This is a genomic window from uncultured Phocaeicola sp., from assembly GCF_948499155.1.
In the GTDB taxonomy this organism is placed as follows: Bacteria; Bacteroidota; Bacteroidia; order Bacteroidales; family Bacteroidaceae; genus Phocaeicola; species Phocaeicola faecalis.
This window is the reverse complement of record NZ_CAOOSE010000019.1, coordinates 52,932-76,970: the sequence shown is the minus strand read 5'-3', so window position 1 is coordinate 76,970 and position 24,039 is coordinate 52,932. Positions and strand designations below refer to the sequence as shown.

At 43.9% G+C, this 24,039-nt stretch carries 22 protein-coding genes; 7 read left to right on the top strand and 15 right to left on the bottom strand.

Translation table 11 applies throughout. The features are described 5' to 3' along the window. Window positions 1–1,082, top strand: a 1,082-nt coding sequence (mobB, locus tag QYT14_RS13320) for a conjugal transfer protein MobB (RefSeq protein WP_289826370.1), incomplete at its 5' end; no start/stop codon positions are given. Between the two features lie 19 nt (window positions 1,083–1,101). Further along, window positions 1,102–3,111, top strand: coding sequence for a conjugal transfer protein MobC (mobC, locus tag QYT14_RS13315; RefSeq protein ID WP_008772016.1), 2,010 nt, complete (start codon window positions 1,102–1,104; stop codon window positions 3,109–3,111). A gap of 13 nt (window positions 3,112–3,124) precedes the next feature. On the opposite strand, the gene QYT14_RS13310 is transcribed toward mobC, so the two are convergent. The 3 genes from QYT14_RS13310 to QYT14_RS13300 are packed head-to-tail and all read right to left on the bottom strand — an operon-like array spanning window position 3,125 to window position 5,372. Further along, window positions 3,125–3,613, bottom strand: a complete 489-nt coding sequence (locus QYT14_RS13310; protein WP_008772017.1) for a DUF6650 family protein — start codon at window positions 3,611–3,613, stop codon at window positions 3,125–3,127. 35 nt (window positions 3,614–3,648) lie between these two features. After that, window positions 3,649–4,659: a nucleotidyl transferase AbiEii/AbiGii toxin family protein gene (locus tag QYT14_RS13305; protein ID WP_008772018.1), complete on the bottom strand. Its 1,011-nt coding sequence runs from the start codon at window positions 4,657–4,659 to the stop codon at window positions 3,649–3,651. Window positions 4,660–4,670: 11 nt separating this feature from the next. Next, a complete protein-coding gene (locus QYT14_RS13300; protein WP_008772019.1) occupies window positions 4,671–5,372 on the bottom strand; it encodes a DUF6088 family protein in 702 nt (233 codons plus the stop codon). A gap of 467 nt (window positions 5,373–5,839) precedes the next feature. Between QYT14_RS13300 and QYT14_RS13295 the strand changes: the two genes are divergently transcribed. Both QYT14_RS13295 and QYT14_RS13290 read left to right on the top strand, forming a co-directional pair. Continuing rightward, window positions 5,840–7,144, top strand: coding sequence for a DUF4099 domain-containing protein (locus tag QYT14_RS13295; RefSeq protein ID WP_289826365.1), 1,305 nt, complete (start codon window positions 5,840–5,842; stop codon window positions 7,142–7,144). A 26-nt stretch (window positions 7,145–7,170) separates the two neighbouring features. Beyond that, window positions 7,171–9,258 carry a type IA DNA topoisomerase gene (locus QYT14_RS13290; RefSeq protein ID WP_008772022.1) on the top strand — a complete coding sequence of 696 codons (2,088 nt, stop codon included), beginning with the start codon at window positions 7,171–7,173 and terminating at the stop codon, window positions 9,256–9,258. 97 nt (window positions 9,259–9,355) lie between these two features. Here the strand turns inward: QYT14_RS13290 and QYT14_RS13285 are convergent, their stop codons facing one another. From QYT14_RS13285 to QYT14_RS13270, 4 genes are all read right to left on the bottom strand, one after another. Then, window positions 9,356–9,874: a dihydrofolate reductase family protein gene (locus QYT14_RS13285; RefSeq protein WP_008772023.1), complete on the bottom strand. Its 519-nt coding sequence runs from the start codon at window positions 9,872–9,874 to the stop codon at window positions 9,356–9,358. 398 nt (window positions 9,875–10,272) lie between these two features. After that, entirely contained in the window at window positions 10,273–10,551 is a 279-nt protein-coding gene (locus QYT14_RS13280) for a helix-turn-helix domain-containing protein (RefSeq protein ID WP_008772024.1), read from the bottom strand. Window positions 10,552–10,563: 12 nt separating this feature from the next. Next, complete coding sequence (locus tag QYT14_RS13275) at window positions 10,564–12,609, bottom strand: AAA family ATPase (RefSeq protein ID WP_008772025.1); 2,046 nt, start codon at window positions 12,607–12,609, stop codon at window positions 10,564–10,566. Next, window positions 12,572–12,931, bottom strand: a complete 360-nt coding sequence (locus tag QYT14_RS13270; protein WP_044270597.1) for a helix-turn-helix domain-containing protein — start codon at window positions 12,929–12,931, stop codon at window positions 12,572–12,574. The genes QYT14_RS13275 and QYT14_RS13270 overlap by 38 nt, the downstream gene beginning before the upstream one ends. A gap of 395 nt (window positions 12,932–13,326) precedes the next feature. Here QYT14_RS13270 and QYT14_RS13265 point away from each other — a divergent pair, with 395 nt between their 5' ends. Both QYT14_RS13265 and QYT14_RS13260 read left to right on the top strand, forming a co-directional pair. Continuing rightward, complete coding sequence (locus tag QYT14_RS13265; RefSeq protein ID WP_008772027.1) at window positions 13,327–14,676, top strand: MATE family efflux transporter; 1,350 nt, start codon at window positions 13,327–13,329, stop codon at window positions 14,674–14,676. A 28-nt stretch (window positions 14,677–14,704) separates the two neighbouring features. Beyond that, window positions 14,705–15,517, top strand: coding sequence for a helix-turn-helix domain-containing protein (locus tag QYT14_RS13260; RefSeq protein WP_008772028.1), 813 nt, complete (start codon window positions 14,705–14,707; stop codon window positions 15,515–15,517). Between the two features lie 38 nt (window positions 15,518–15,555). Here QYT14_RS13260 and QYT14_RS13255 read toward each other — a convergent pair whose 3' ends face one another. The 7 genes from QYT14_RS13255 to QYT14_RS13225 all read right to left on the bottom strand — a co-directional run bounded on the left by QYT14_RS13255 (window position 15,556) and on the right by QYT14_RS13225 (window position 21,194). Next, entirely contained in the window at window positions 15,556–16,404 is an 849-nt protein-coding gene (locus QYT14_RS13255; RefSeq protein ID WP_008772029.1) for an RteC domain-containing protein, read from the bottom strand. Window positions 16,405–16,443: 39 nt separating this feature from the next. Continuing rightward, the gene (locus tag QYT14_RS13250; RefSeq protein WP_286156709.1) at window positions 16,444–17,049 is read right to left on the bottom strand and encodes a hypothetical protein; all 606 of its coding nucleotides are present in this window, start codon (window positions 17,047–17,049) and stop codon (window positions 16,444–16,446) included. Continuing rightward, window positions 17,046–18,194: a GyrI-like domain-containing protein gene (locus QYT14_RS13245; protein ID WP_008772031.1), complete on the bottom strand. Its 1,149-nt coding sequence runs from the start codon at window positions 18,192–18,194 to the stop codon at window positions 17,046–17,048. Before QYT14_RS13245 ends, QYT14_RS13250 begins: the two co-directional genes overlap by 4 nt. Window positions 18,195–18,311: 117 nt before the next feature. Continuing rightward, window positions 18,312–18,983 (bottom strand): pyridoxamine 5'-phosphate oxidase family protein, encoded by a 672-nt coding sequence (locus QYT14_RS13240; RefSeq protein WP_083790421.1) that lies wholly within the window; start codon window positions 18,981–18,983, stop codon window positions 18,312–18,314. A 96-nt stretch (window positions 18,984–19,079) separates the two neighbouring features. Further along, window positions 19,080–19,901, bottom strand: a complete 822-nt coding sequence (locus tag QYT14_RS13235) for a helix-turn-helix domain-containing protein (protein ID WP_008772033.1) — start codon at window positions 19,899–19,901, stop codon at window positions 19,080–19,082. Between the two features lie 16 nt (window positions 19,902–19,917). Beyond that, the gene (locus QYT14_RS13230; protein ID WP_008772034.1) at window positions 19,918–20,592 is read right to left on the bottom strand and encodes an HAD hydrolase-like protein; all 675 of its coding nucleotides are present in this window, start codon (window positions 20,590–20,592) and stop codon (window positions 19,918–19,920) included. Window positions 20,593–20,594: 2 nt separating this feature from the next. Further along, on the bottom strand, window positions 20,595–21,194 hold the full coding sequence (locus tag QYT14_RS13225; RefSeq protein ID WP_288325785.1) for a sugar O-acetyltransferase: 600 nt from the start codon (window positions 21,192–21,194) through the stop codon (window positions 20,595–20,597). 127 nt (window positions 21,195–21,321) lie between these two features. Between QYT14_RS13225 and QYT14_RS13220 the strand changes: the two genes are divergently transcribed. After that, the gene (locus tag QYT14_RS13220; RefSeq protein WP_008772036.1) at window positions 21,322–22,164 is read left to right on the top strand and encodes an AraC family transcriptional regulator; all 843 of its coding nucleotides are present in this window, start codon (window positions 21,322–21,324) and stop codon (window positions 22,162–22,164) included. Between the two features lie 565 nt (window positions 22,165–22,729). Here QYT14_RS13220 and QYT14_RS13215 read toward each other — a convergent pair. Next, the gene (locus QYT14_RS13215) at window positions 22,730–24,031 is read right to left on the bottom strand and encodes an ATP-binding protein (RefSeq protein WP_286156708.1); all 1,302 of its coding nucleotides are present in this window, start codon (window positions 24,029–24,031) and stop codon (window positions 22,730–22,732) included. Window positions 24,032–24,039 lie beyond the last annotated feature (8 nt).

The following is a 24,039-nucleotide window of genomic DNA, read 5'->3' as shown; positions in this document are numbered from 1 at the left end:
AGCCGATACTTCATATTTCCATAAACCCGCACCCGGAAGACGTGCTGACCGACCAACAGCTTTCCGACATCGCACGGGAGTATATGCGGAAGTTGGGTTATGGCGACCAGCCTTATTTGGTCTATAAACACGAGGACATCGACCGCCACCATATCCACATCGTTGGCTTGCGGGTGGACGAAAGCGGCAGACCGCTGAACGACAAGTTCGAGCATCGGCGCAGCAAGCAAATCACCCGTGAGCTGGAAAAGAAATACGGGCTTCACCCGGCAGAGCGAAAGGAACGTGCCGAACGCCCGGAACTTAAAAAGGTGGACTACACCGCCGGGGACGTGAAGCACCAAATCGGCAATACCGTGAAAGCGGCTTGCTACGGCTACCGCTTCCAGTCGTTCGGGGAGTACAAGGCTTTGCTTGCTTCCTACAATATATGTGCCGAGGAAGTCAAGGGAGAGATAAACGGCAAGCCTTATCAGGGCATTGTCTATTCCGCCATGAACGACAAGGGCGAAAAGGTGGGCAATCCGGTAAAGGCATCCCGCATCGGCAAGTCGGTGGGCTATGAAGCGGTGCAGCGCAGAATGGAGAAATCGGGCGAGGTGATTAAGGATAGAAAACTGAAAGAGCGCACCCGGAAAATTGTAGCCGCCACCATGCAGACCGCCCGCAGCCGCAAGGAACTGGAACAGCAGCTAAAGAAACAGGGCATTGACGTGGTATTCCGTCAGAACGACAGCGGGCGCATCTATGGCGTTACGTTCATCGACCACGACAGCCGGGTGGTGCTGAACGGTTCACGATTGGGCAAGGAGTATTCGGCGAACGTGTTCAACGAACGCTTTTCGGGGGAAACAGAAAATATGCACCAGCCTGAAATGGCAGTACCACGGCAGGAACAATCCACGCATCAGGAACAGCCGAGCTTCACACCGAAAGCCGACATCGTTTCGGGTATGGCATCCGTGCTGGGTGCTTTCGGCGGTTTGTTGGGCGGCGGTTCATCCGCTGGTGACGAGCCACAAGATACCATCAGTCAAAAGAGAAAGAAGAAGAAAAAGAAGCGCACAAGGCGCATCGACTAACTTAAAAAACATTACAATCATGCAGCAAGAAGATGATTTGAGAGGGCTTGCAAGGGTCATGGACTTTATGCGGGCTATCAGTATTCTATTCGTGGGAATAAACGTGTACTGGTTCTGTTACTCCACCCTGAAAGAGTGGGGAGTGACCTTTGAGGTGATAGACAAGATACTGTGGAACTTCCAGCGCACCACCGGGCTGTTCTCGTCCGTTCTCTGGACGAAACTTTTCTCCGTGGTGTTCCTTGCCTTGTCGTGCATCGGTACTAAGGGTGTGAAAGAGGAAAAGATAACGTGGACGAAGATACATTGCAGCCTTGCGGCGGGTGTCGTGCTGTTCTTCCTGAACTGGTGGCTGCTGGAACTTCCCCTGCCACACACGGCAGGTACGGTGTTTTATATCGCCACGCTGTCGGTGGGATATATCTGTATGCTCATGGCGGGTACATGGATGTCCCGGCTTTTGAAGAACAACCTTATGGAAGATGTCTTTAACATGGAGAACGAAAGTTTTCAGCAGGAAACAAGGCTTATCGAGAACGAGTATTCCGTAAACCTGCCGACCCGGTTTTATTATAACAAGAAGTGGAATAATGGCTGGATAAATGTTGTAAACCCGTTCCGTGCCAGCCTTGTACTGGGAACACCGGGCAGCGGCAAGTCGTATGCCGTGGTAAACAGCTACATAAAACAGCAAATCGAGAAAGGTTTTGCACTCTATTGTTATGATTACAAGTTTCCCGACCTGTCAGAAATCGCTTACAATCATCTGCTTAACCACTTGGACGGTTACAAGGTCAAGCCTAAGTTTTACATTATCAATTTTGACGACCCCCGCAAGAGCCACCGATGCAACCCGATAAACGCCAGCTTCATGTCGGATATTGCGGATGCCTACGAAGCCAGCTATACGATTATGCTTAACCTCAATCGAAGCTGGATAAGCAAACAGGGCGACTTTTTCGTGGAAAGCCCGATTATTCTTTTGGCGGCTATAATTTGGTATCTCCGTATTTATCAGGGCGGTAAGTATTGCACGTTCCCCCATGCCATAGAACTGTTGAACAAGAAATACGCCGATGTATTCACGATTTTGCGCAGCTACCCCGAACTGGAAAATTATCTTTCCCCGTTCGTGGACGCTTGGGAATCTGAAGCTAATGAACAGTTGCAGGGGCAGATTGCCAGTGCGAAAATCCCGCTTTCAAGGATGATTTCACCCGCCCTTTATTGGGTAATGACTGGCGATGATTTTTCATTGGACATTAACAACCCCAAAGAGCCTAAAATACTGGTTGTCGGCAACAACCCTGACCGTCAGAACATCTATTCAGCGGCACTGGGATTATACAACAGCAGAATAGTGAAGCTGATAAACAAGAAAGGTCAGCTTAAAAGTTCGGTGATAATAGATGAACTACCGACCATATATTTTCGTGGGCTTGATAATTTGATTGCTACGGCACGAAGCAATAAAGTGGCGGTGCTGCTGGGCTTTCAGGATTACAGCCAGCTTACCCGTGACTACGGGGACAAGGAAAGCAAAGTAATCCAAAATACTGTGGGTAACGTGTTTAGCGGTCAGGTAGTCGGTGAAACGGCAAAAATACTGTCGGAGCGTTTCGGAAAGGTGTTGCAGAAACGGCAGAGCATGACGATAAACCAGCGGGAGAAGTCCACCTCGATAAGCACCCAAATGGACAGCCTGATACCTGCCAGCAAAATATCCAACCTCACGCAAGGCATGTTCGTGGGGGCGGTAGCGGACAACTTCGATGAACGGATAGAGCAGAAGATTTTCCACTGTGAAATTGTGGTGGACAATGAAAAGGTGAAGCGGGAAACCGCCCGCTACGTGAAGTTGCCGCAAATAATCGACTTCACCGACAAGGACGGCAACGACCGGATGCAGGAAGAGATACAAGCTAACTACGACCGCATCCGTCAGGAAGTCTGGCAGATTGTCGAGGACGAGATAACCCGAATCAAGAATGACCCGGAGCTATGCCATTTGATAAGGGATGAAGAATAAACGGCGAGGAACATTATTCCTCGCTATCTTTTTCAGGTAATATCGAAGCTAATTCATTCTCAATATCTATCCCATAAGCCACAGCCATTTGCGCCAACATAATACCAAATGTACCTCTTAATTCGCCTAATGTAGAATTAAATTTCCAGCTACTTATACAATCATAATTGTGCAAATAAAAATGCACCTTATTATTCTCATTAGCATATTGATTTAAGAACTTCCTACATGCAATACGCATTGCTTTTATGTAATTATAAAGATTGGTTTCTGATGATATATCTTGTATCTTATCTGTTAAAAAATGTCTGATTTCAATTATTGAATGAATACAATGGTCAGGACATTCTTGTTCATAAGGATTATATAATACTCTTCTGTCTTCTAAAAAACGTATAATCTTAATTGCTTTTGTACGTTCTGTTTCAGACGGATTCCAAGATATACCGAAAACAGGGCAACTTATACCAGTTAATCGTTCTCTTATTTCTTTGAAAATCATACAATTATTTCGTTTATTTTTATATTAATCAACGGCTATTCTTTGCTTTGTTGCTTTATTCGGTAGGCTTCAAAACGCACCAATATTTCGTGCAGGTTCTTCAATGCTTCCACAGCTTTGCCTATCGGCGGCATATTGCTTTTGTCAAAGGTCAGTTTCTTCAAATCGGTAGTGTATGCCGTAGCCACTTCGGGCAATGCCATGACCGCTTCGGCATCCTTGAATATCGGTGCATCAGCCAGCGACAAGTGCGAACGGGAGTTTTTGTTTAGTCCGTCCTCTATCGTCACTCGGTACATGGCATCCAAGAAATCTTCCGAATGTAGGTAATCGTTATATTCCTGATTGTGGTAGAGTGCCGACAAGTCGTAAACGTCACGGATATGCTTTGCCAATAATGCGGCGGCATCCTCATTATAAGATAATTTTACTAACCTTGAAACCTTGTCGCAGATAGTCTTTCGGGGATTGATGCACTGCGTTTCAAAACTTTCCAGCCCGTAGGTGCTTATCAGTTCCTTTTGCCCGATGCTTTCAAGAAAGGCTGTCACAATCGGTTTGATAATGCGCTTGTCCGCCGGGTAGAACATCAGTTTTTTGTCCGGCAGGTCACAAGACTTTATTTCTACTTCCAAATGTTCTTTCAGACCAACGCCCTGAAATACATTGTCATACGAGAAATACAGTTTACGGTAATTACCGCCCGTTTCCGACAAATCTTCCTTGTATATGTCACTGTTAAGTTCAGCTATGTATTTGGAAAGTTTCTTGTTCAATGTCTTTTCCGCCTGCTTGGACGCACCTTTATCACCCGTGAACACGAACAAGTCCAAATCTTCCGAGAAGCGTTCTATCAGCCCATATGCTTTGGAAAGCGAAGTCCCGCCCTTAAAGTAGGTCTTATCCGCATATTCGGACAGGGAAATATCCCGCAGTATCTTCGATACCCAGTAATCCTTTTCCACGTGCGACTGTTCGTAACCGAAATGTTCAGCCGCCAGTGCGATGATTTCCTTGAATGCTTCCTTGTCTGAATGTAAATCCATATATATTTGTCTTATGCCGTTTTATAATCCAAGTTGAACCGTGTCGTGGGAAGAAGTGTCTTTGCCATTTCCGTTTGCAATACGGTTTGCCTGATGTCGCCCAGTATGTCTGCAACCACCTTTCTGACACGTGGCGGGTAATTTTTCGCCAAAGATACGATTTTTTCCAGTTCCGGCAGGCTGTATTCGTTGAAATATAGGCTTTTGAGCCGGTTGTAAATGTCCTGCCCGGTTGTTCCGGGTATGTGCTTCATGTCCTTTATCGCATCGAGCAACCGCAAGTACGGCACAAGGCTATCATCCGGGTAATCCGTGCAGTAGGCTTTCACGCATTCTATATCCAAGTTCCTGAAACGGAAACGGCGTACTGGGTTGGGAGTGGCTATCGTTATGGTAGTGGCAACCTGTTCGGTCAGCCCCATTTTGTTATAGACGTAAGCCCCCGTGATATAGCCATTCAGTTTTTCCGTCAGGTAACGGAACTGTTCATCCTGATAGACGGGCAGCTTTCCCAGTCCCAGCACTGATTTCTTGGGACGGTAGTACGCCCCTTTTTCAATCCGTACCAATACCCCTTTTCGGCTCTGCTCGGAGAGCAATACCGCAACATTGGCAGTCTTTCCCGTATCGAATGACAAATCCCGGAACGTGAAGATACGCCCGGCATCTATCCGTTCAATCTGTCCAAGTATCTCTTTTCTGAATGAAGCCATATTTATGTCCTTTATTTCTATTTGCAAAGATAACATATTATGTAATTACCTGCAAAAACATAACAAATATTTTACCGAAGATGTTTTCTTTTTATAGTGTCACCTGATAATAGAAGAATAACGGAAACTCAATCAAAGGTTTGCCAAACGCTTCACAAACGCTCCAAAAATAAGCTGTTTTTTAGCTTTTATTTTTATATACAGCTTATTATAAGGCGTTTGCTAAAATCACAAACGTTTCATAAACGTTTCACAAATGGCTCATCTAAAGAGAGTGATTAACTTGCTCTTTTTTTATGCCTGTTTCCAATTCTGCAACCATTAATTGCAGTAATTCATCCTACCCGGACAAATCGGGACAGCGCAGGACAAATGCGGACACTCCTTTCCACCTATCCAAATATAGCATATTTAGTGGCTATCTTTGGGCGGGACTATTCCCGTAACCACTAAAATTTCAATTATTTATGGCAAACAGAATGACCCCGCCCGCAGAGGGGCAGGAAAAAGACGTGCTGCTGGTCTTGGATAAACAGCAGGGCAAGGTGAGTGCCGTCAAGGGTATCGACAAGGAGGGCAATTTGCAGACCGTGCCGCCGACACACGGCGGCGAGTTCATGCAGGTGGACAAGAACAGCGATGTGCTCAGCAACTTCCTTTCCAATTTCTTCCGCAAGTTTCAGGACACTTCCGGGCTGGAACTTTTCAGTGTCAAGGCTTCCGAAGTGGAGCAGAACGCAAAGGCAATCGAGGACAACCACCGCAACCCTACCCCGGAGGGCGACAAGCTGGCTGAAATGCTTCGAGTGCCGAAGCCCGACTTCCACGAGTTCAAGCAGGGCTACCGCTTCGACCCGGCAAAAATCGACTGGGAGAACCTGAAAAAAGTCGGCATCACCGCCGACACCCTGAAAAACACGAAAGACTTCGACCGGGTGATGCGTGGCTACAAGTCCCGCAACACTTACACCGTTTCGGGGACGGTAGGCGGCTTTTACCTCAAACCTACCGATGTCAAGCTCTCTTTCTATCAGGCAAAGGACGGTACGGTAGTACCCAAGCTGCACGGCGTACAAATGGATGAAAAGTTGTTGCAACGCCCGTACAACGGACACGACTTCACCAAGCAGGAACAGGGCAACTTGCAGGGTACTGGCAACTTGGGCGGCATCGCACAAATCAAAGACCCGAAAAGCGGCGAACAAATCCCCGTGTTCGTCAGCCGGGACAGGTACACGCACGAACTGGAATACATGCGGGCAGACAAATGGAAATGCCCCGATACAATCTGTAACGTGAAAGTCAGCCCAGAACAGAAAGCCGCCTTTGAAGCCGGGCAAGCGGTCAAAATGGAAAACCTGCAATTCAGGGACGGCACGAAGCGCAGTGCCTATCTACAGGTCAGCGCAGTGGAGCGTGGCTTGGAGTTCCTGCCCCGTGCCGCCGTCCAGTTCTTGCAGCAGGGAGAGCAGCAGGTAGCCGGACTAAAGGACGGGCAGGGCGTTGAGTTCAACGGTCATGTGCAGTCCGGCGCACAGGGCAAATCACCCGACAAGGTGCAGCCGAAAGACGTTACCCCCGCCGCCGAGATCCGGACACAGGTAGCGGTCAATACAGAGGGCAAGACCAACGAAGCCACCAAGCAGGGCAAAGAGCCGTTGAAACAGGGGCAGCAAAAGCCTACCGCCAAGCAGAAAGAGAAGCAGGACAAGGCGCAAGACAAGAGCCTGAAAGCGGACAAGCCCAAAAAGTCCAAAGGAATGAAAATGTAGTACCCTCCCTTAAAAAGTAAAGAATTATGATTGCATTGATAGCAGAGAAGCCCAGCGTGGCAAAAGACATCGCCCGCATCATCGGGGCGACACAGAAGAATGACGGTTATCTTTCCGGCAACGGGTATATGGTGACATGGGCGTTCGGCCACTTAATCCAGCTTGCCATGCCGGAAGCCTACGGCGTGGCGAACTTCCGCAGGGAGAACCTGCCCATACTGCCGCCCGATTTCCAGCTAATCCCCCGTCAGGTGAAAGCCGAGAAAGGCTACAAGGCAGACCCCGGTGTGTTGAAACAGTTGAAAGTGATTAAAGAGGTATTCGACCAGTGCGACAAGATTATTGTAGCAACCGATGCCGGACGTGAGGGCGAATTGATACACCGCTACATCTATAACTATTTAGGCTGTACCAAGCCCTTTGTACGCCTGTGGATAAGCAGCCTTACCGACAGGGCAATCCGTGAGGGGCTGGACAACTTGCAGCCGGGAGAGCGTTACGATAACCTCTACCTTTCTGCCAAGTCCCGCAGCGAAGCCGACTGGCTGATAGGGATAAACGCCACCCAAGCGTTGAGCGTGGCAGCCGGGCAGGGCGTGTTCTCACTGGGTAGGGTGCAGGCACCCACGCTCGTGATGATATGCAGCCGCTATTTGGAAAACAAGAACTTTGTCCCGACCAAGTTTTGGCAACTCAAAGCCGATACCGCCAGCGGTAGAATCAGTTTCACCGCCCAATCTACCGCCAAGTGGGAGCAGCAGCCCGAAGCCATAGCCGCCCTGCAACGGGTAAAGGATGCCGGGCAGCTTGCGGTGAAGTCCGTTGAAAGGAAAGAAACCAGCCAAGAACCGCCCCTTTTGTATGACCTTACCACGCTACAAAAGGAAGCGAACACGAAACTGAACTTTTCGGCGGACAAGACCCTTTCCATAGCGCAAAGCCTGTACGAAAAGAAAGTGATGTCATACCCCCGAACCGGGAGCCGCTATATCCCGGAGGACGTTTTCGATGAAATGCCGGAACGTGTCGCCCTGCTGGGGCAGTACCCCCGCTTTGCCGGGTATACCGCCGGGTTGAACGGCGTAACGCTGAACCGCCGCAGCGTGAATGACGGCAAAGTGACCGACCACCACGCCTTAATCGTGACTGAAAACCTGCCCGGTGAACTCTCCAAAGACGAACGGGCGGTTTACGAACTGGTAGCCGGGCGTATGCTGGAAGCCTTTTCGGGCAGGTGCGTGAAAGACGTAACCACCGCTGTGCTGTCTGCCGGAGATACCGACTTCACGGTGAAAGGGTCGGTGATGAAAGAAGCCGGGTGGCGTGCCGTATTCAGCGAGCAGGAAACGGGAGAGGATGAAGAAACCGCCAGCCTGCCGCCACTCCAAAAGGGCGAAAACCTGCCTATTTCCAACGTGGAACTGTTGGAGAAACAGACCAAGCCGAAATCGCTGCACACGGAAAGCAGCCTGCTTGCCGCAATGGAAAACGCAGGCAAGGAACTGGAAGATGCCGAACTGAAAGCCAGCTTGAAAGATGCCGGGATAGGTACACCCGCCACCCGTGCGGCGATTATCGAAACGCTGTTCACCCGCCAGTACATCGTGCGTGATAAGAAGAACCTTGTACCCACCGACAAGGGGCTTGCCGTTTACAGGATTGTCAAGGACAAGAAGATTGCCGATGTCGAAATGACGGGTATGTGGGAAACCGCCCTTTCCAAGATAGAAGCGGGAAACATGGATGCCGACACGTTCCGAAAGGGTATCGAGGTGTACGCCGCCCAAATCACGGCGGAACTGCTTTCGGTACAATTATCTGTTGCAGGCAGTGAAACCTGTCCCTGCCCCAAATGCAATAACGGGCGCATCCTGTTCTACCCGAAAGTGGCGAAGTGTTCCAACGTGGACTGTACGCTTACCATATTCCGCAACAAGTGCGACAAGCAGCTTTCCGACAAACAGATTGTCGAGCTGGTGACGAAACGCAAGACCGGGCTAATCAAGGGCTTCAAGGGCAAGAACGGCAAGGCTTTCGATGCTTCGCTGGTGCTGGACGAACAGTTCAATGTCGCCTTTTCATTTCCCGGAAAGAAAGGAAAACCGAAGAAATAGCCTATCTTTACCGCTGAAATTTCATTGTGATAGGTTTTGCCACTTATGATAATTGAAATTTTAGTGGTTGCGCCCGGAGGGAAACCGGGCGCATTTTTTACAAATGCCCGTCAAACAGGTAGGTGGAGCGAACAATCCCGCCGTCCAGTACCCCGCTTTCCGACAGTTTCCATTCCAAGCCTAATGTTTCCCCGATGAAACCGATGCCCTTGCCCACCATGACGGGGACGGTGTAGATAGTCAGGCTATCCAACAGTCCGGCTTTTATCAGCGAAGTAAGCAACCTGCCACCGCCCACCACTAATATATCGGTTTCCTGTTTCAGTTCATAGACCCTTTGCAGCGGTTCTTCGGTCAGGAACTCCACGCCGCAGTCCGGCGTAACATTGGTGTCGTAGTGTGACACCACAAAAGACCGCTTGCTTTTGTGCGGCCACCCGCCCCAGTGTTCAAAGATGTAATTGTAAGTGTTCGCCCCCATAAGCAGGCAATCCGCTTCCAAGTATTGTTTACTGACGATATTTTTTATTTCACGGGGTAGCCAGTCCAGTTCATAATCCGGTGTGGCGGTATGTCCGTCAAGAGATACGGCGATGTGCGCTTTAATTTGTTTCATCCTATCAGGTGTTAAACAGTTGATAATCTATTTCAAACCGTCCGCTAATACCTCAAAAAAGAAGCGTGAACTTACACTGCTCCACTACGAGGTACTGGCATACCTAAATGACGAAACAGGCAAGCCCACGCTATGACGAAGCATAGCATAGACATTGCGCTGAAATCTCGTCATTTTTGAAAAGTGCCAGTTTTCGTAGTGAGATATTCGGCGAACGAATATGTTATATATAAAGACGAAATCACGACCGAAGCCGTTCAATCGCCGCTTATTCTCTTATTTACTTTTGCAAAGGTAGCGAAAATCAATGAAATAACCTTGCAAATCAATGAAATCCTGCCATATCATAATTACACGGCAGGATAACGGAAAGCATAAACGCTCTATTTGTAATATGTTTAATCTATCCGTTCACGGATTAGCCTGTGTATGTCGCTTGCCCGGTAGAAATATTTCCCGTCCAGCATGATATAGGGCAATATGCCTTTCTTGCGGTAACGCTGCAAGGTCTTGGTGCTTACTTTCAGCATAAAGCACAAATCCTGATTGTCAAGCAGTTTTTCACCGTTCAGGTAATTGTGTTCACTTAACAGACGGTCTATCTTCCTTTCCTGCATATCGAACCTGTCCATGATACGCTCCATCCATGCCACGAAGTTTTCTTTATCTATATACATAATGTTACCGGATTAAATAAGACCTATCATAAAATAACTTTGGTTTGCCGGGTCTTTAACGATAATGTCCCGTTCACGCATGAAGCGGATATAACTCTTTGCGGTACGCTCCTTTACGTCCAAGACCTGCTGCAACTGTTCGCAAAGGTCTATATAGGTGATATGTGTCTGCCGCCCGAAGATGTCACGGGCTACGTTCACCAGTTCCCTTTCCTTGCGCTTCTCCTTTTCCTCACGGGGCTTTTCCCCCTTGTACACGTGCATCCCGGCTTTCTTGTCCCACGCAAAGAGCATCAGCGGAACGTCCAGCGGACTACCGTCACGCACTTTCAGGGCTTTCACCACCGACTGCGTGGGTTCTTCGTCTTTCTCTATTGAAAGGATAGTAGCCGCCTTGCGTTGCAGTTCGCTGCCCAAATGCCCACGTAACTTTAATCCATTAGGGACGAAGTGCAGCACACACAGAATACACGTGTTATAGATGCCTGCCAACCGATAGAGTTCATCTATCACCGCCACGCTTTCCGCTTCATCATTGGCACTCTTTACAAGGTCGGCGATGCCGTCAATGACAACCAACTGGATGCCACCGTACTGGTAGTAGAACTTATCCATGCTCTGCACAATGGCGTGTAAACGCTCCTTGCGGGACATACCCGTCAGGCAGAACGCTTTCAGTTCTTCCGGTTTGTCCTGCTGTTTGGCTCTTGCCAGCAGGTTGCTTACATTCTTGAACAGCTGCACTTCCGACTGTTCGGTGTCATAGAGCAAGACCGCCTTGTGCCTGCCGTTGGTCGTTACCTGTATGCCCAGTGTATCAGTTTCCGTACCAGCCGGGCAGATGCAGCCCGCCACGATTGCGGCTACATAGTTGCTCTTTCCCGTTCCCTCGCCCCCGGTGATGCCGAACAGGTTGCCTTGCGTTCCCAATGGAACATCGCCCGCCGAAATGATAACCTGCGCTTTGGCGGGTGGGTTATTGAAATCTATCTCGCATGATTTTAGCATAATCAATGTGTCGCTATACAGGTTGTCTAAAAATTCGATAAACAGTTTCAGGAAATCTTCACGGGTGTTCCCGGCTTTGAAGTAGTCGGAAATGTCCTTTTCCTCTTTCGTACCCGGAAGCGGCAGGAGCAGGCGTTTCACTCCAAATTCTTCCAATAGTTTTTCCTGCTTGCATGAACTTTCCCTGCCCGTCTTGTCCATATCGAAAAGCAGAATGATATGCTTAAAGCGGAACGTCAGCCGATAGACCAGCGTGGGCGGTATCGTCACCGTTTCGCTGTTGAAACAGATAGCGTGAAAACCGTGTGCCGCCAGCGAAAGCACGTCTTTCTCGCCGCCCGTGATGAATAGCGTATCGCCTTTGGCTGGCAGTTGCTCCAGCCCGAAACAGTAGTTCTCGCCGAAACTGCCGCCGTAGAGGAAGCGGGGCGTGGAGAACGGGCGGTACAGCTTGATGTACTGTTTGCCCTTGTAGCCGTACATGGGTTCTGCCACCGATGAAGTGTAGGTGTACGGTTTGCCCTCTGCCGTTTCGCTGTCGTATTCCCGGAGCGAGCAGACCTTGTAACGTTCCAGCAGTTCGGGCGTGATGCCGTACTGCTGCCAATACACCAGTTCGGCAAGCGGGAATTTTTGTTCCCGGAACTGGTAGGGCTTGACGGGCTTTTCGGGTGCTTCTTCGGTTTTGTCCGGTACTGTCCGATTGTTTGTTGTTGTCGGAATGGCTATCGGAGTTCCTGCCACCAGTCCCAATCCCAAATCCCGGTCGATAATCTCCAGTATCTCCACGAAGTCAGCCGCACGGTTGCAATCCAATCCCTTCAGCTGCCCCACAAAGAAAAAGCAGTCGCCGCTGTAATTGTCGTTACCGAAGTCCTTCATCTTATACATACCGCTATGGCGGTCGAAGTAGATGTTGCACGATGCTTTCTTATCCAGATAAAACGGATTAAGAAAATTCCGACCAATGCGCCAGTTGCCGGGTAGATAGTGCTTGAACACGGACAATCCGCTATTTGTCCTGCTTAGAATTTCGTCTTTCCTTAACATAAGCCTCGTGATTTGCAACTAAATTACGCATACATTCATCATTGCTTTTTATCAGCCGTTCTTCCAACAGGCGTTTCAACTCGCCTATCTTGTAATAACAACGCCCTCCAATATTGGAATAGGCGATAGTTCCATTAGCCCGTAAGCGTTGCAGGGTACGGTCGCTGATTTGAAGAAAGGTGCAAACCTCGTAACTGTCCACCCAAATTTCATCCTCATTCGTCCTGCTTTCGTCCAACTGGTTGAAGATGAAGTTTGCAATGGCGGTAATCTTATTGTCCAGTTCCTTGTAGGCTTTGGACTCGAATGTTATAATCTCCATATTGCTAACTTATTGATTTTCCGCAAAGTTCAGAAGAAGAAATAACCTAAAAGTCATGGTTGTACCTATCATGGTATTACTTTTTTTGAAGCTATTTTAGGGGAATATCGGCGTAAAAGCTTCCCAAAAATGTCATTTTCAAAGTATATTTCACCATAAAAAGAAAATACCATATTGGGGTGAACATGGTACTTCTACATATTGGAATACAGTAATTTATAGTTCATATCATTTTCATCCTTTTTTGAACCAACGTGAAATTGTCAAGAAACGGTTGCTAATATCTTGTAAGTATCGTATTTGCTTCTTGGATGTCATATAAAAACATCCATGTCGTTTTTATACAATTTGATACGAACCAAGTTAAGTAACTTTGCCGGATAAATGAAATGAGTATGAATATTACCTATATATCAATTTATAAAACCAGTCTGCCTGTATTGGTTAGTTTATTAATGGAATACTTGATAGGTTTTACCGATACAGCCTATTTAGGAAGAGTTGGAGAAACCGAATTGGCTGCATCAGCTATAGCTGGTACTTATTATATGATTATATACATGATTGGATTTGGGTTCAGCATAGGAGCGCAAATCTTAATAGCCCAATATAATGGGAACCAACAGTATAAAGAAACTGGAAAAATTCTCTCACAAGGCATATTGTTTTTGCTGATAATCGCAGCAATAGTAATATTGCTTTCTTCTATAATTTCACCAATTATATTAAAATCGATTATAGATTCTGAATCTGTACTCCAAGCAGTTTTGCAATATCTTGATTGGAGAATCTATGGTTTCTTTTTTTCTTTTACAATTATCATGTTTAGAGCTTTCTATATCGGAATAATACACACTTCCGCATTAATGCTCAATTCCATAACTATGGTAGCAATTAATGTTATTCTGAATTATATCTTAATATTTGGAGCATTAGGTATTCCCGCATTAGGCATTTCTGGAGCAGCCATAGCGTCAGTCATTTCCGAAGCGGTTGCGGTAATTCATTTTATCATATATACCCAAAAGAACGTAAGTTCTTGCAAATATGGATTAAAAAGGCGAATAACCATAGATTGTACAATATTAAAAAAGATACTATCTATTTCTATTTGGATGATGTTACAGCATGGATTAGTATTTGGCAGTTGGTTCGTTTTCTTCATTACAATAGAGCATTTTGGGGAGAGGGCATTAGCTATTACGAATATTGTGAGAAATATTTCGTCCTTTCTTTTTCTTTTCGTACAAGCTTTTGCATCTGTTGTTAGTTCTTTGGTTGGAAATCTCATAGGAGAGAATAAAAGTAGCTCTATTCTATATGTGTGTAAAAAAGTAATATTCTTATGTTATATGACTATTTTACCGATAATGTTACTGTTTCTGTTTTTCCCTTCATCTGTTTTGCGGATTTATAGTGACAATACAATATTGGTGTTTGAGGCTATCCCTACATTAAAGGTTATGCTGACTTCTTACTTGATTGCTGTACCTACATTCGTATTTTTTAGTGCAGTTTCGGGAATAGGTCATACTGTCGCTTCTTTATTGATAGCATTTATATCTTTAGTCGTTTACATAGTATATGTGGAAACAATTAGTCATTTTAGTTCGAGTGTCCCACTATTGTGGACATCGGAGCATATTTACTTTTCATGCGTGTTTATACTTTCTCTTTATTATATACACCATTGGTGGATGAACTTTATCAATCAAGACAAAAAATTAATCACTAATGTTTCTTAGAATCAGAGTTGATAATTATCTTTGTTATATGTATAAAGAGTATTCCCCATGTAGCGTATTAGCTCCTTTTATCTATCACTTTTGGGAATATAAAGGAGAAACAAGAAGTGGATTGAAATTCAACATTCCACCTCATGGTTGTTCTGACTTTGTTTTCATCGTGGGCAATGCCGCAGATTGCATCAGGGATAGCCTGATAATGAAACCTTATCATTCCTATTTCTTTGGACCGATGAATACATTTACAGAATTGGTTGCTCACACAAACTTCATTCATATTATAGGAGTACGGTTTCGCCCATGCGGACTTTTTCAATTTATAGAGATTCCGTTAAACGAATTGGCAAATCAAGGGATTGACAGCCAAGAATTTCCAGTTCTTTTTAGTCAATCTTTCATATATCAACTCTGCGAATCCAATCAAAATCCGATTGATATTATTGAACATGAATTGGTTAGACAAGTGTACAAAAACAACATGGACACAGAAAAGCAAATATCTTATGCTGTTTCCTTGATTAGTAGGCAGAAAGGTATTGTTTCGATTAAGGAGTTGGCAACAGAAGCATGCTTATGCCTACGACAATTTGAGCGGAAGTTTAAATTTTACACAGGTTATTCGCCCAAAGAATATAGTAGAATCATCAAGTTTTGGAACGCTATTCACCTTTTAAAATCCAATACTTCATTCGATAACCTTTTGTCTGTCGCTATCCAAGCGGGATATTATGATACACCGCACCTATATAGGGAAGTAAAAAGACTTTCAGGCAATACGCCCAATGCTTTTCTTTCACTCCCAACAAATGAAAAAGTAGAAGTGTTGCATTTTGAATTATAGAAATACAGCAACAATGCTTTTTGTAATTATTTGTTGTGCTAACATTTCATATCATCCTCATTCATCCGTTTAATCAGGCTATCTATAAGATGATGAAGATATGCCGTCCGGTCTTTTCTCTCTTTCATGGCTATATAAGAAGCATAGTAATCGCCTAAATCTACTTGAAATACCGTACTAAGAAATTTCATCATTTCCTTTATTTCTACATTGCCGTTATTGATGTCGCCCGCAGATACAAGGGCATACCCTAATTCTATCAAAAAGACTTTTTTACCCGTGAAACGGAAAGGATATTTCAGATACTTTTGAAGATTGTCTTCTATCTGATTGTTAGTTTCCAGTTTCACTAATCGTTTGTTCAGATAAATACGCAGCATTTCATTGGCTATAATCTTAGCCACTTTATAGTCATATCCGGTTGAAAAATTCGGGTCTTTGTCGAATTGTGCGCTATCGGTGCATAAGCGTAAATCTGCATTCCCACGAACAAAATAATATTCATCGTACACCGTTGAATGTGAACGGTAGTATTGGTAAAAGTCCAAGTTGCGATTGAAGAAATAGGTCAGATTATCCAGTTCCCGATTGATATAACTTCTAATTACTTCATCGCTACCATTAGGACATTGTGTTTCTATCCGATAAATCTTATAGAAGAATAATAATCGGGCAAGTATTTCCGGTTTCTGCATCTTGAAGAATAGTATTTCATCCTCTTTGGTTGGAAAGACATAGGTTTGAACTCTCATCCTTAAATCATTAAGTATGCTTTGCAACTTATGTACCATTGAAAGAGAAGTTTCGATAATATCATAGCCGTAGAGGTCGATTTCTGATATATCGACCTCTATTTGCTCTAATATCTTATCTACTTCTTCTTTCATTGTATAAGTAGTTCATTTTATTTATTTCATTTCATTCGATTACTGTTCTTTTGATATATAAGGAGGATAATCATCTTTAGACAATCTTTTTTCCAATGTGTCAGGGGATATATCCCAAAGCGTTGGCAAATATTCAAATATGACTTTCCCGTTATCAAGATAAAAACGAACCTTGGAATGAAAGGCGACTGGTTTATATTTATCTTCCCCTATGGGATTATCTCTATATAGCAACTGATTTTCTTGCCATTTCAGTTCTTTCCCGTCAAAAGTCACATCAAATATTCCACAAACTACGGCTTCCATTGTGGAATCTTGAACTGTTGTTGAAACACAGCGCATATAACCTGTGATTTGCTTTGTGCTTTTTCGCATTGCCAATTCATAACAAAACACACTTGTTCCTGTATAATCTTTGGCTATGGTGGTTCTTGCTCCTTTATCATCCAAATTGTAAACCTGCTCTTGGGTGACAGTTGTCATGTTGAACTTAAAGCCGTTTTCTGTTGTCACCAAGTTTGAAAATGTCATTTTATCGTTATACACGCCTTCCAAATTTCCATTCTCTAATTTATAAACTGCACCAGTAAGCAATGTTTTGCCAATGATATTCTCTCTTAAAAATTGAATTATTTCGTTTTTCATTTTATCTTTTGTTTTGCTTCAATGGGTAAATAAATTTCTGTCATTAATTCTTCCGTGCTGGTTTTATCGGGAGTATTGGCATATAATTCAAAAGTCATTTGTTCTCTTAAACGATACTTGCTATTTGGCAGCCAATCAAGGTAAATATTCCGGTAAATTTTGTTTAATTCTTGGTAGTTCCCTTTTATGTTGAATACAGAATATAACCCTGCTCGTATGTTCAAAGTCCCAAAGCCTTTAGGGATTTCCATTGAATAGGGAACAGTTACCCCTATCAAAAATCGGCATTTATCTATTTCCGTAATATCAAGACTATCCAAACTGATACTAACGTATTTGAAACCTTTATCTGCCAAATTGTATTTCTTGGCAAATTCTATTATCTGACCCCACAAAGTAGAATATCCTTGCTTATTTCTATGTGTTCGCTCAAATTTCAAATATGCAACTTTGAATTCTTTAATCCTCTTTATTGAACAGTCAGGCTGTTTTATAATCTTATTTTCACAAGCAACATTTGAATATGCTTTCCTGAAAACAGGAATAGACATTTGGAAATGCTTTTTAAATGCCCTTGACAAAGTGTGTTTATTGTGAAAATTTATCTGTTCAAGCAGTTCCGATACCCTTGTGTTTGTTGAAATAAGTTTGAAAGCAATATATTCCAACCTTAACCTCTGGATATAATCACCGACATTCTCTCCCACAACATCTTTGAATACTCTCCGAAAGTGATATATCGACATACAAGCGACACGAGATAATTTGTCAGAGTTTAAGTCCTCAAATAAATGCCGATTGATATATTCCTGAACATTTATTATAAGGGCATAATGTATATGGGCAGTGTTTATTTTTTGCTTCCACCGCTTTAGATTAGGCAATCTGTTGGATAAAACATTTCTTAATTCCTCGCTGTTATAATTCGTACCTGCAATTTGATTATAGGAATCAGGGAAAAGCCCCCAAAGATAAATGAGGTATTCCATTGAGAAATCAAAAAGATATTTGCCGGAGTTTAAACAACAGGAACAAAATCCCTGATTGAACGTACTGTCAGAATTTGTTCCATATTCTGAAATACCCTCAATGTCTAATGGTATACCACAACTTTGGCAATATTTCTTTTCGTTATCTATATCCATAGTTCTCTTATTTGAAAGCAAATATACGGAATAAGCCAGAGAAAAAGTTACCCTAAATAGCTATTCTTGTTTTCGTATGATAAGACAAACTTTTCATACGAAAACAAGAATGCTACATTATAACACGATGCGCTCAAATTTCCTGTCTATCCACAAAACTGCTTCTTCCGTATGAAAACAAAGAATGCAATAATCCGGGTCGTTTACACCTTGCGGGAAATAGTGCAGCATATAGTCTTGCCAAAAGCTCTGACGGGTTTCCGCATCAGTAAGTATTTCTATTTTTCCGGTTAGAGTAACACTGTCTGCCTCGTGAACAAAGCAAACTCCGGCTTTTGAATTTTGTCTGATATGTTTTACCTTTTCTGTGGATAAAGCTGTTGTCATCCATAAAGTTGATATACCGGTATGGCGCAATAGGTCGATAGCTACCGGACGAGGATAACCATTTTCACTAATAGTGGAAAGTGTGATGTAGCCGCATTGTTCAAGTACCCATTCAGCCTGCTGTCTGATAGGCATCCAGCGTTTAAGCGTAGGCAGGAACTTCCGTAGCCCTTCGATAGCTTCTTCTTTGGTAAAATGGCATCCCGACGATTTGTTAAATGCTGCCAGACTTTCGGGTTGGGTATTCAGTTCGATTTGTTCCTCCAATGAATTATTGGTGAAAAATCCTTTTTGGAAGCAGTGGCAGCAATATTCGGTACACAAACATCCGTTACCGTGAGTTCCTAACAAATCATCAGTGGGCATGGACATGCCACAGCTTTGGCAAATTCTCTGTTTCATATTTACTACTTGTTTTCTAATGCTACTATATTATTTGTCTCTATGAATTTGCAAAATTACTACTATGGATATCTGTTCTGTTGTATAAAAACGACTTTATGGCGAAACATACGTCAGAGTAACATCTTCGTCTTGTGGAACAACAAGAAAAGAGTTTGGTGTACACCCTGAAAGTCTTTTTACCTCCCGTGACAAATGGGGAACATCATAGTAACCGGAATAGATAGCAACTGACAGTAAGCTGTCAAAAGTTGGTTTTCTCAACAGGTTTATTGCATTCTTGAATTGCGCAATACGGCTGTATTCTTTGGGTGTAAATCCAGTGAATTGTTTAAACTTCCGCTCAAAATGCCGTTGACAAAGACAGATTTTATCAACAAGATTTTGAATAGGCAATACCCCATAAGAGAGGTCTATTTGCCTAACCGCATAGCGAATATTTTTATCAACTTCATAGTAATTGCGGTAAAGGTAGTTTTGCAAAAATCGTTCAATGAAAGCAATTTGTTCTTCAACGGTTTCTTTTTCACATAAAATATCGGTTAGAGTATCTGTAAAAATTGTCTGTAAGTCAGCTGTATGTATTCTTGTATTTGAGAGTTCATATAACGGTTGCCGAATGAAAGAAGCGACACCACATGGAAGAAAGCGGATAGCGAATTGGTGTACACAATCTGTTTCTGCTACCAATGTTGAAAATTTCGTCATGTTCCCTACAAAATAGGAACGGTACGGACGAATATAAAATGGATTTTCCACCGTATTCAGAGACCCACCCAATGTAAATACAAAATCAGTACAGCCATCCGGTAGGATGTTGAAGCGAGTACCTTTTGTTACATTACCCTTAAATACCCAATACTTATCTATATATGAAGACAGTTGGGAACATGGAGAATATTCACGGTATAAATCCATACAGCTATTTTTTACATTATCTGTCAGTATGCAAAGTTATTCTATTATCTGATGCCAAGAGATAATCAGATAAGGACGGTATCGAACAAAATACATTTTTAGGGTTACTGCTTTCTAAGGTTGTCACTTCATTTTGTGGAATACTCCAAGCGGCAGACAGGCACATCACATTGGCTTTCCTGCACTCCGTTATATCTGAAAGCGCATCCCCGACATATACAATTTCATTTGCAGCCAAATGATAATCATGTAAGAGACCTTTCAATGCTTCCGACTTGATGTTCCTTTCTGCATTTCCCGTAATGACCTTTGCAAAGCAAGTCTTCATCTTGAATTGCTTTAAGGTTATATCACAACTGTTCATCCCCTTTCCGGTGACAAGCACCACAATGATACCCTTTTGCTTTAACAAGGCTATCAACTCACGTATTCCCTCGAAAGGTGTCGGACACATTTCCTGATGCAGTTCCTTATAAATCACATAAAAGTCATTCAATGCCTGTTGTCGATAGGGTTCATCAACGACACACCCAATCATGCCTTCTTCATTCAAGCCAAAAGTATGAACCACTTCTTCGTCCGACAATTTATGTCCGATATATGGTTGTGTGGCTTTCTTGAAAGCCTGTATGCACATTGGCAAGGTATTGCCTATCGTGCCGTCCAAATCGAAAGCGACTAATTTAATCATAGCTATATGGATGTATTGATTTTCCGAATTACTTTACATGGATTTCCTACGGCAAGGCTGTTTGCCGGAATGGATTTGGTGACAACACTTCCCGCCCCGATAACGCTTCTCCGACCGATAGTAACACCCGGCAGGATAATGACACCGCCGCCAATCCAACAACCGTCCTCAATGGTAACAGGCAGGGCATACGTGTGACGGATATATGCTGTCCCGCTTTCCGTTTCTGTCGGTGTCAGCCGCTCATTCAAATCAACAGGGTGGGTAGCCGTATAGATTTGCACATTGGGGGCTATCAATACATTGTTGCCGATAATGATTTTGTTACAGTCCACAAAGGTGCATCCGGTGTTTATGCTGACATTGTTACCTATGCTGATGTTACAGCCATAATCACAGATAAAAGAATGTCCTACTGAAACTTTCTTGCCGATACTTTCAAACATTTCTTTCAGTATGGCATACTTCTCTTCCTTACACTCATACGACAAAGAATTGTATTTCAGCAACAACTCATGCGTTTTTCTTTTAAACCCCATAAATACGGGAGCATGGCAATCGTACCATTCGCCTGACAAGCATTTTTCCAGTTCATTCTTCATACCTAATCCTAATAAGAGTTACTGATTTATTTTGTTTGTGGCAAAGTTATACATATTCAAGTGTAAATATATGTATTACTTTTCTTTTTATTTGTATATTTACACCCAAATAACAAAAAATCATAAGATGAAAAGGGAAAATCTACACCAACCGTTTGAAATCTGTTTCAGTGAACTGGACGAATCGCAATTAAAGGAACACGACCATACTTTCTTTGAACTGGTCTATATTCTATCAGGAACAGGTATTCAGTGGATAAACAACAACAAATTTCCGTATCATGACGGACATCTTTTTATGATTACTCCCGGTGACATACATTCTTTCGACATTCACACTACCACTAAGTTTGTTTATATAAAATTCAATGACATTTACATCCATTCGGCTGTCTTTGGAACGGAGAATATTCAACGGTTGGAATTTATATTGCAACACGCCAATCACCGTCCCGGCTGTATATTGCGCAATCAAACCGATAAATTGCTGGTAAAGCCGATGATAGAAGCGATTATCCGTGAATATGTGAACAGGAACATATACAGCAGTGAAATTATTACGCAGTTAATCAATACGATTGTGATTGTTGTCGCCCGCAACATTGCCATGTTCCTGCCAGAACAGATAAATGAAAATTCGGAAGAAAAGTCACTGAACATCTTGCAATATATCCAATCCAACATTTGCTATCCCGAAAAGATAAAAACCAAAGCGATAAGCCAGCATTTTGGCATTTCCCCTAATTATCTTGGGAGGTACTTCAAAAAGCAGACCAACGAAACTATGCAGCAGTATATCTTAAACTATAAGATGAAAATGGTGGAAAGTCGGCTTTTACACAGTGAAATGAGAATCAGCGAAATTGTGGAAGAACTGGGATTTACGGATGAAAGCCATTTGAATAGGCTATTCAAGAGATACAAAGATTGCAACCCTACTGATTTTAGAAAGAAACATAGGGGACAATAAGGACAATTTTTTAGTGCAAGGTGCAAGTATATATCTATATATATAGCTTGCACCTTGCACTAACCTAAAAACATTTATTATCAATGATTTGCGAGTTTCAAAATAAAGTTGTATCTTTGAACCGAAGATAAAGGCAGACACAATACCGACAAGGGAAGCCAAATGTTCTTTGAAAAAAGTGTCTAATTCGTACCCCCTAAAAGACTGTGGTACGCTAAAATATTGATTTTAAGACTTGTGAACCGCTCGGTTCAAGACCCAGGCGGATCACTTGAAAAAAGAGAGTTACATCAAAGTAACTCTCTTTTTTTATGCCTGAATTGCGCTGGTTTACATGGGGCCAGCCGGGTTCTCCCACGGAAACCGGTAACATCAATCACATCCTGCTACACATACGGTGGCATAAGCCTGCACGTATATATGTCATTGTGTTAGGTTCCGCCGCATCATAGGCATCTTCATCAGCCAATCCTAAAAGATCAGCTTTTATTCCTAATAAAATAAAGAACGGAAGTTTTTGAAAACAAACGGAACTATTCCCACTGAATTTCTATTAAAAATATAATCAGACTTTCATTTTCTCTTTTTCCAACGCCTCCTTCAATATTGTTCTATCAAGTTGCCCGGTACCAGAACGGACTATATACAGGGCGCACCGCCGCACCACATTGGCTATGGAGCCACCTGAAAGCTCTGTCTGGGCTGCCATATTTATCACTTCTTCAGCATCATTGTCCAACCAGTCCAACCAGTCGGAAGGGAGCATCTTGCGCCACAGTTCGGCACGCAGTTCCTCGGTGGGCATGGGGAAATAAATGACCGACTGGAAGCGGCGGGAGAACGCCTCGTCAATGTTCGAGCGCAGGTTCGTCGCCAGGATGATGATGCCTGGAAAATCCTCTATACGCTGTAACAGATAAGCCACTTCCTGGTTGGCATGGCGGTCATTGGAGGTGTTCGTGGAGGTACGCTTGCCGAACAGCGCGTCCGCCTCATCGAAGAAGAGAATCCAGTTGCGGTTCTCGGCAAGGTCGAACACGCGGGCAAGATTCTTTTCCGTCTCGCCAATGTATTTCGATACAATCATTGACAAGTCCACCCGATAAACATCCATTCCGTTCCTTTTACCCAACAAGGTGGCTGCAAGCGTCTTTCCTGTGCCCGGAGGACCGTAGAACAGCGAACGATAACCGGCTTTTAGGAATCTGGACAGCCCCCAATCATCCATTATGATTTTTCCTGATTCTATCCATGTGCATATCTCGTCCAACTCGGAAGCGACCTGATAATCCACGACCATATCTTCCCACTCCAGTGCCGTAGTTATGCGCTTGGCAGGAAAGCCTATATTATAGTCCGGCTTGTACTCCTTATCAAGCATCACGCGGCTGAGGAATTCTTCCGACACCCTCAGTTGTCCGCTCAGGAAAGGCTCACCTTCGTTGGCTCCTTCCAGCCGGAGGATGTTTCTGCCGTAGAACCAGTGGTCTTTCTGGAACATGCTGACTACCGATTTCCGTTTCTCCACATCCTCTCCGGCGATGATGAACGAGGCCGTCTCGCCTGTAGGCAGGAAGCCTCCGTGCGAGAGTCCCTTCCAGCCGCCGAACTCCGTATATTGGCGGTCGAAGTTCTTGTTCTGCACGAAGAAGATGTCCAATGCCTGCGGACAGACATGGGGCATCAGGGCCAGCATCACGACTGTCCGTTCCTGAAAGGTTATCTGCTGTACTCCTGTCTTTTCCTCCATCCAGCCGTTGGCAGGTGGTTTTACTTCCGCCAGTGAGGTATATTCGCATTCTTGCTCGAAATAGAGCTGTATGGCAACCCTCAGAACTTGGTTGAACCAGACAATATAATCATTCATACCTTTTC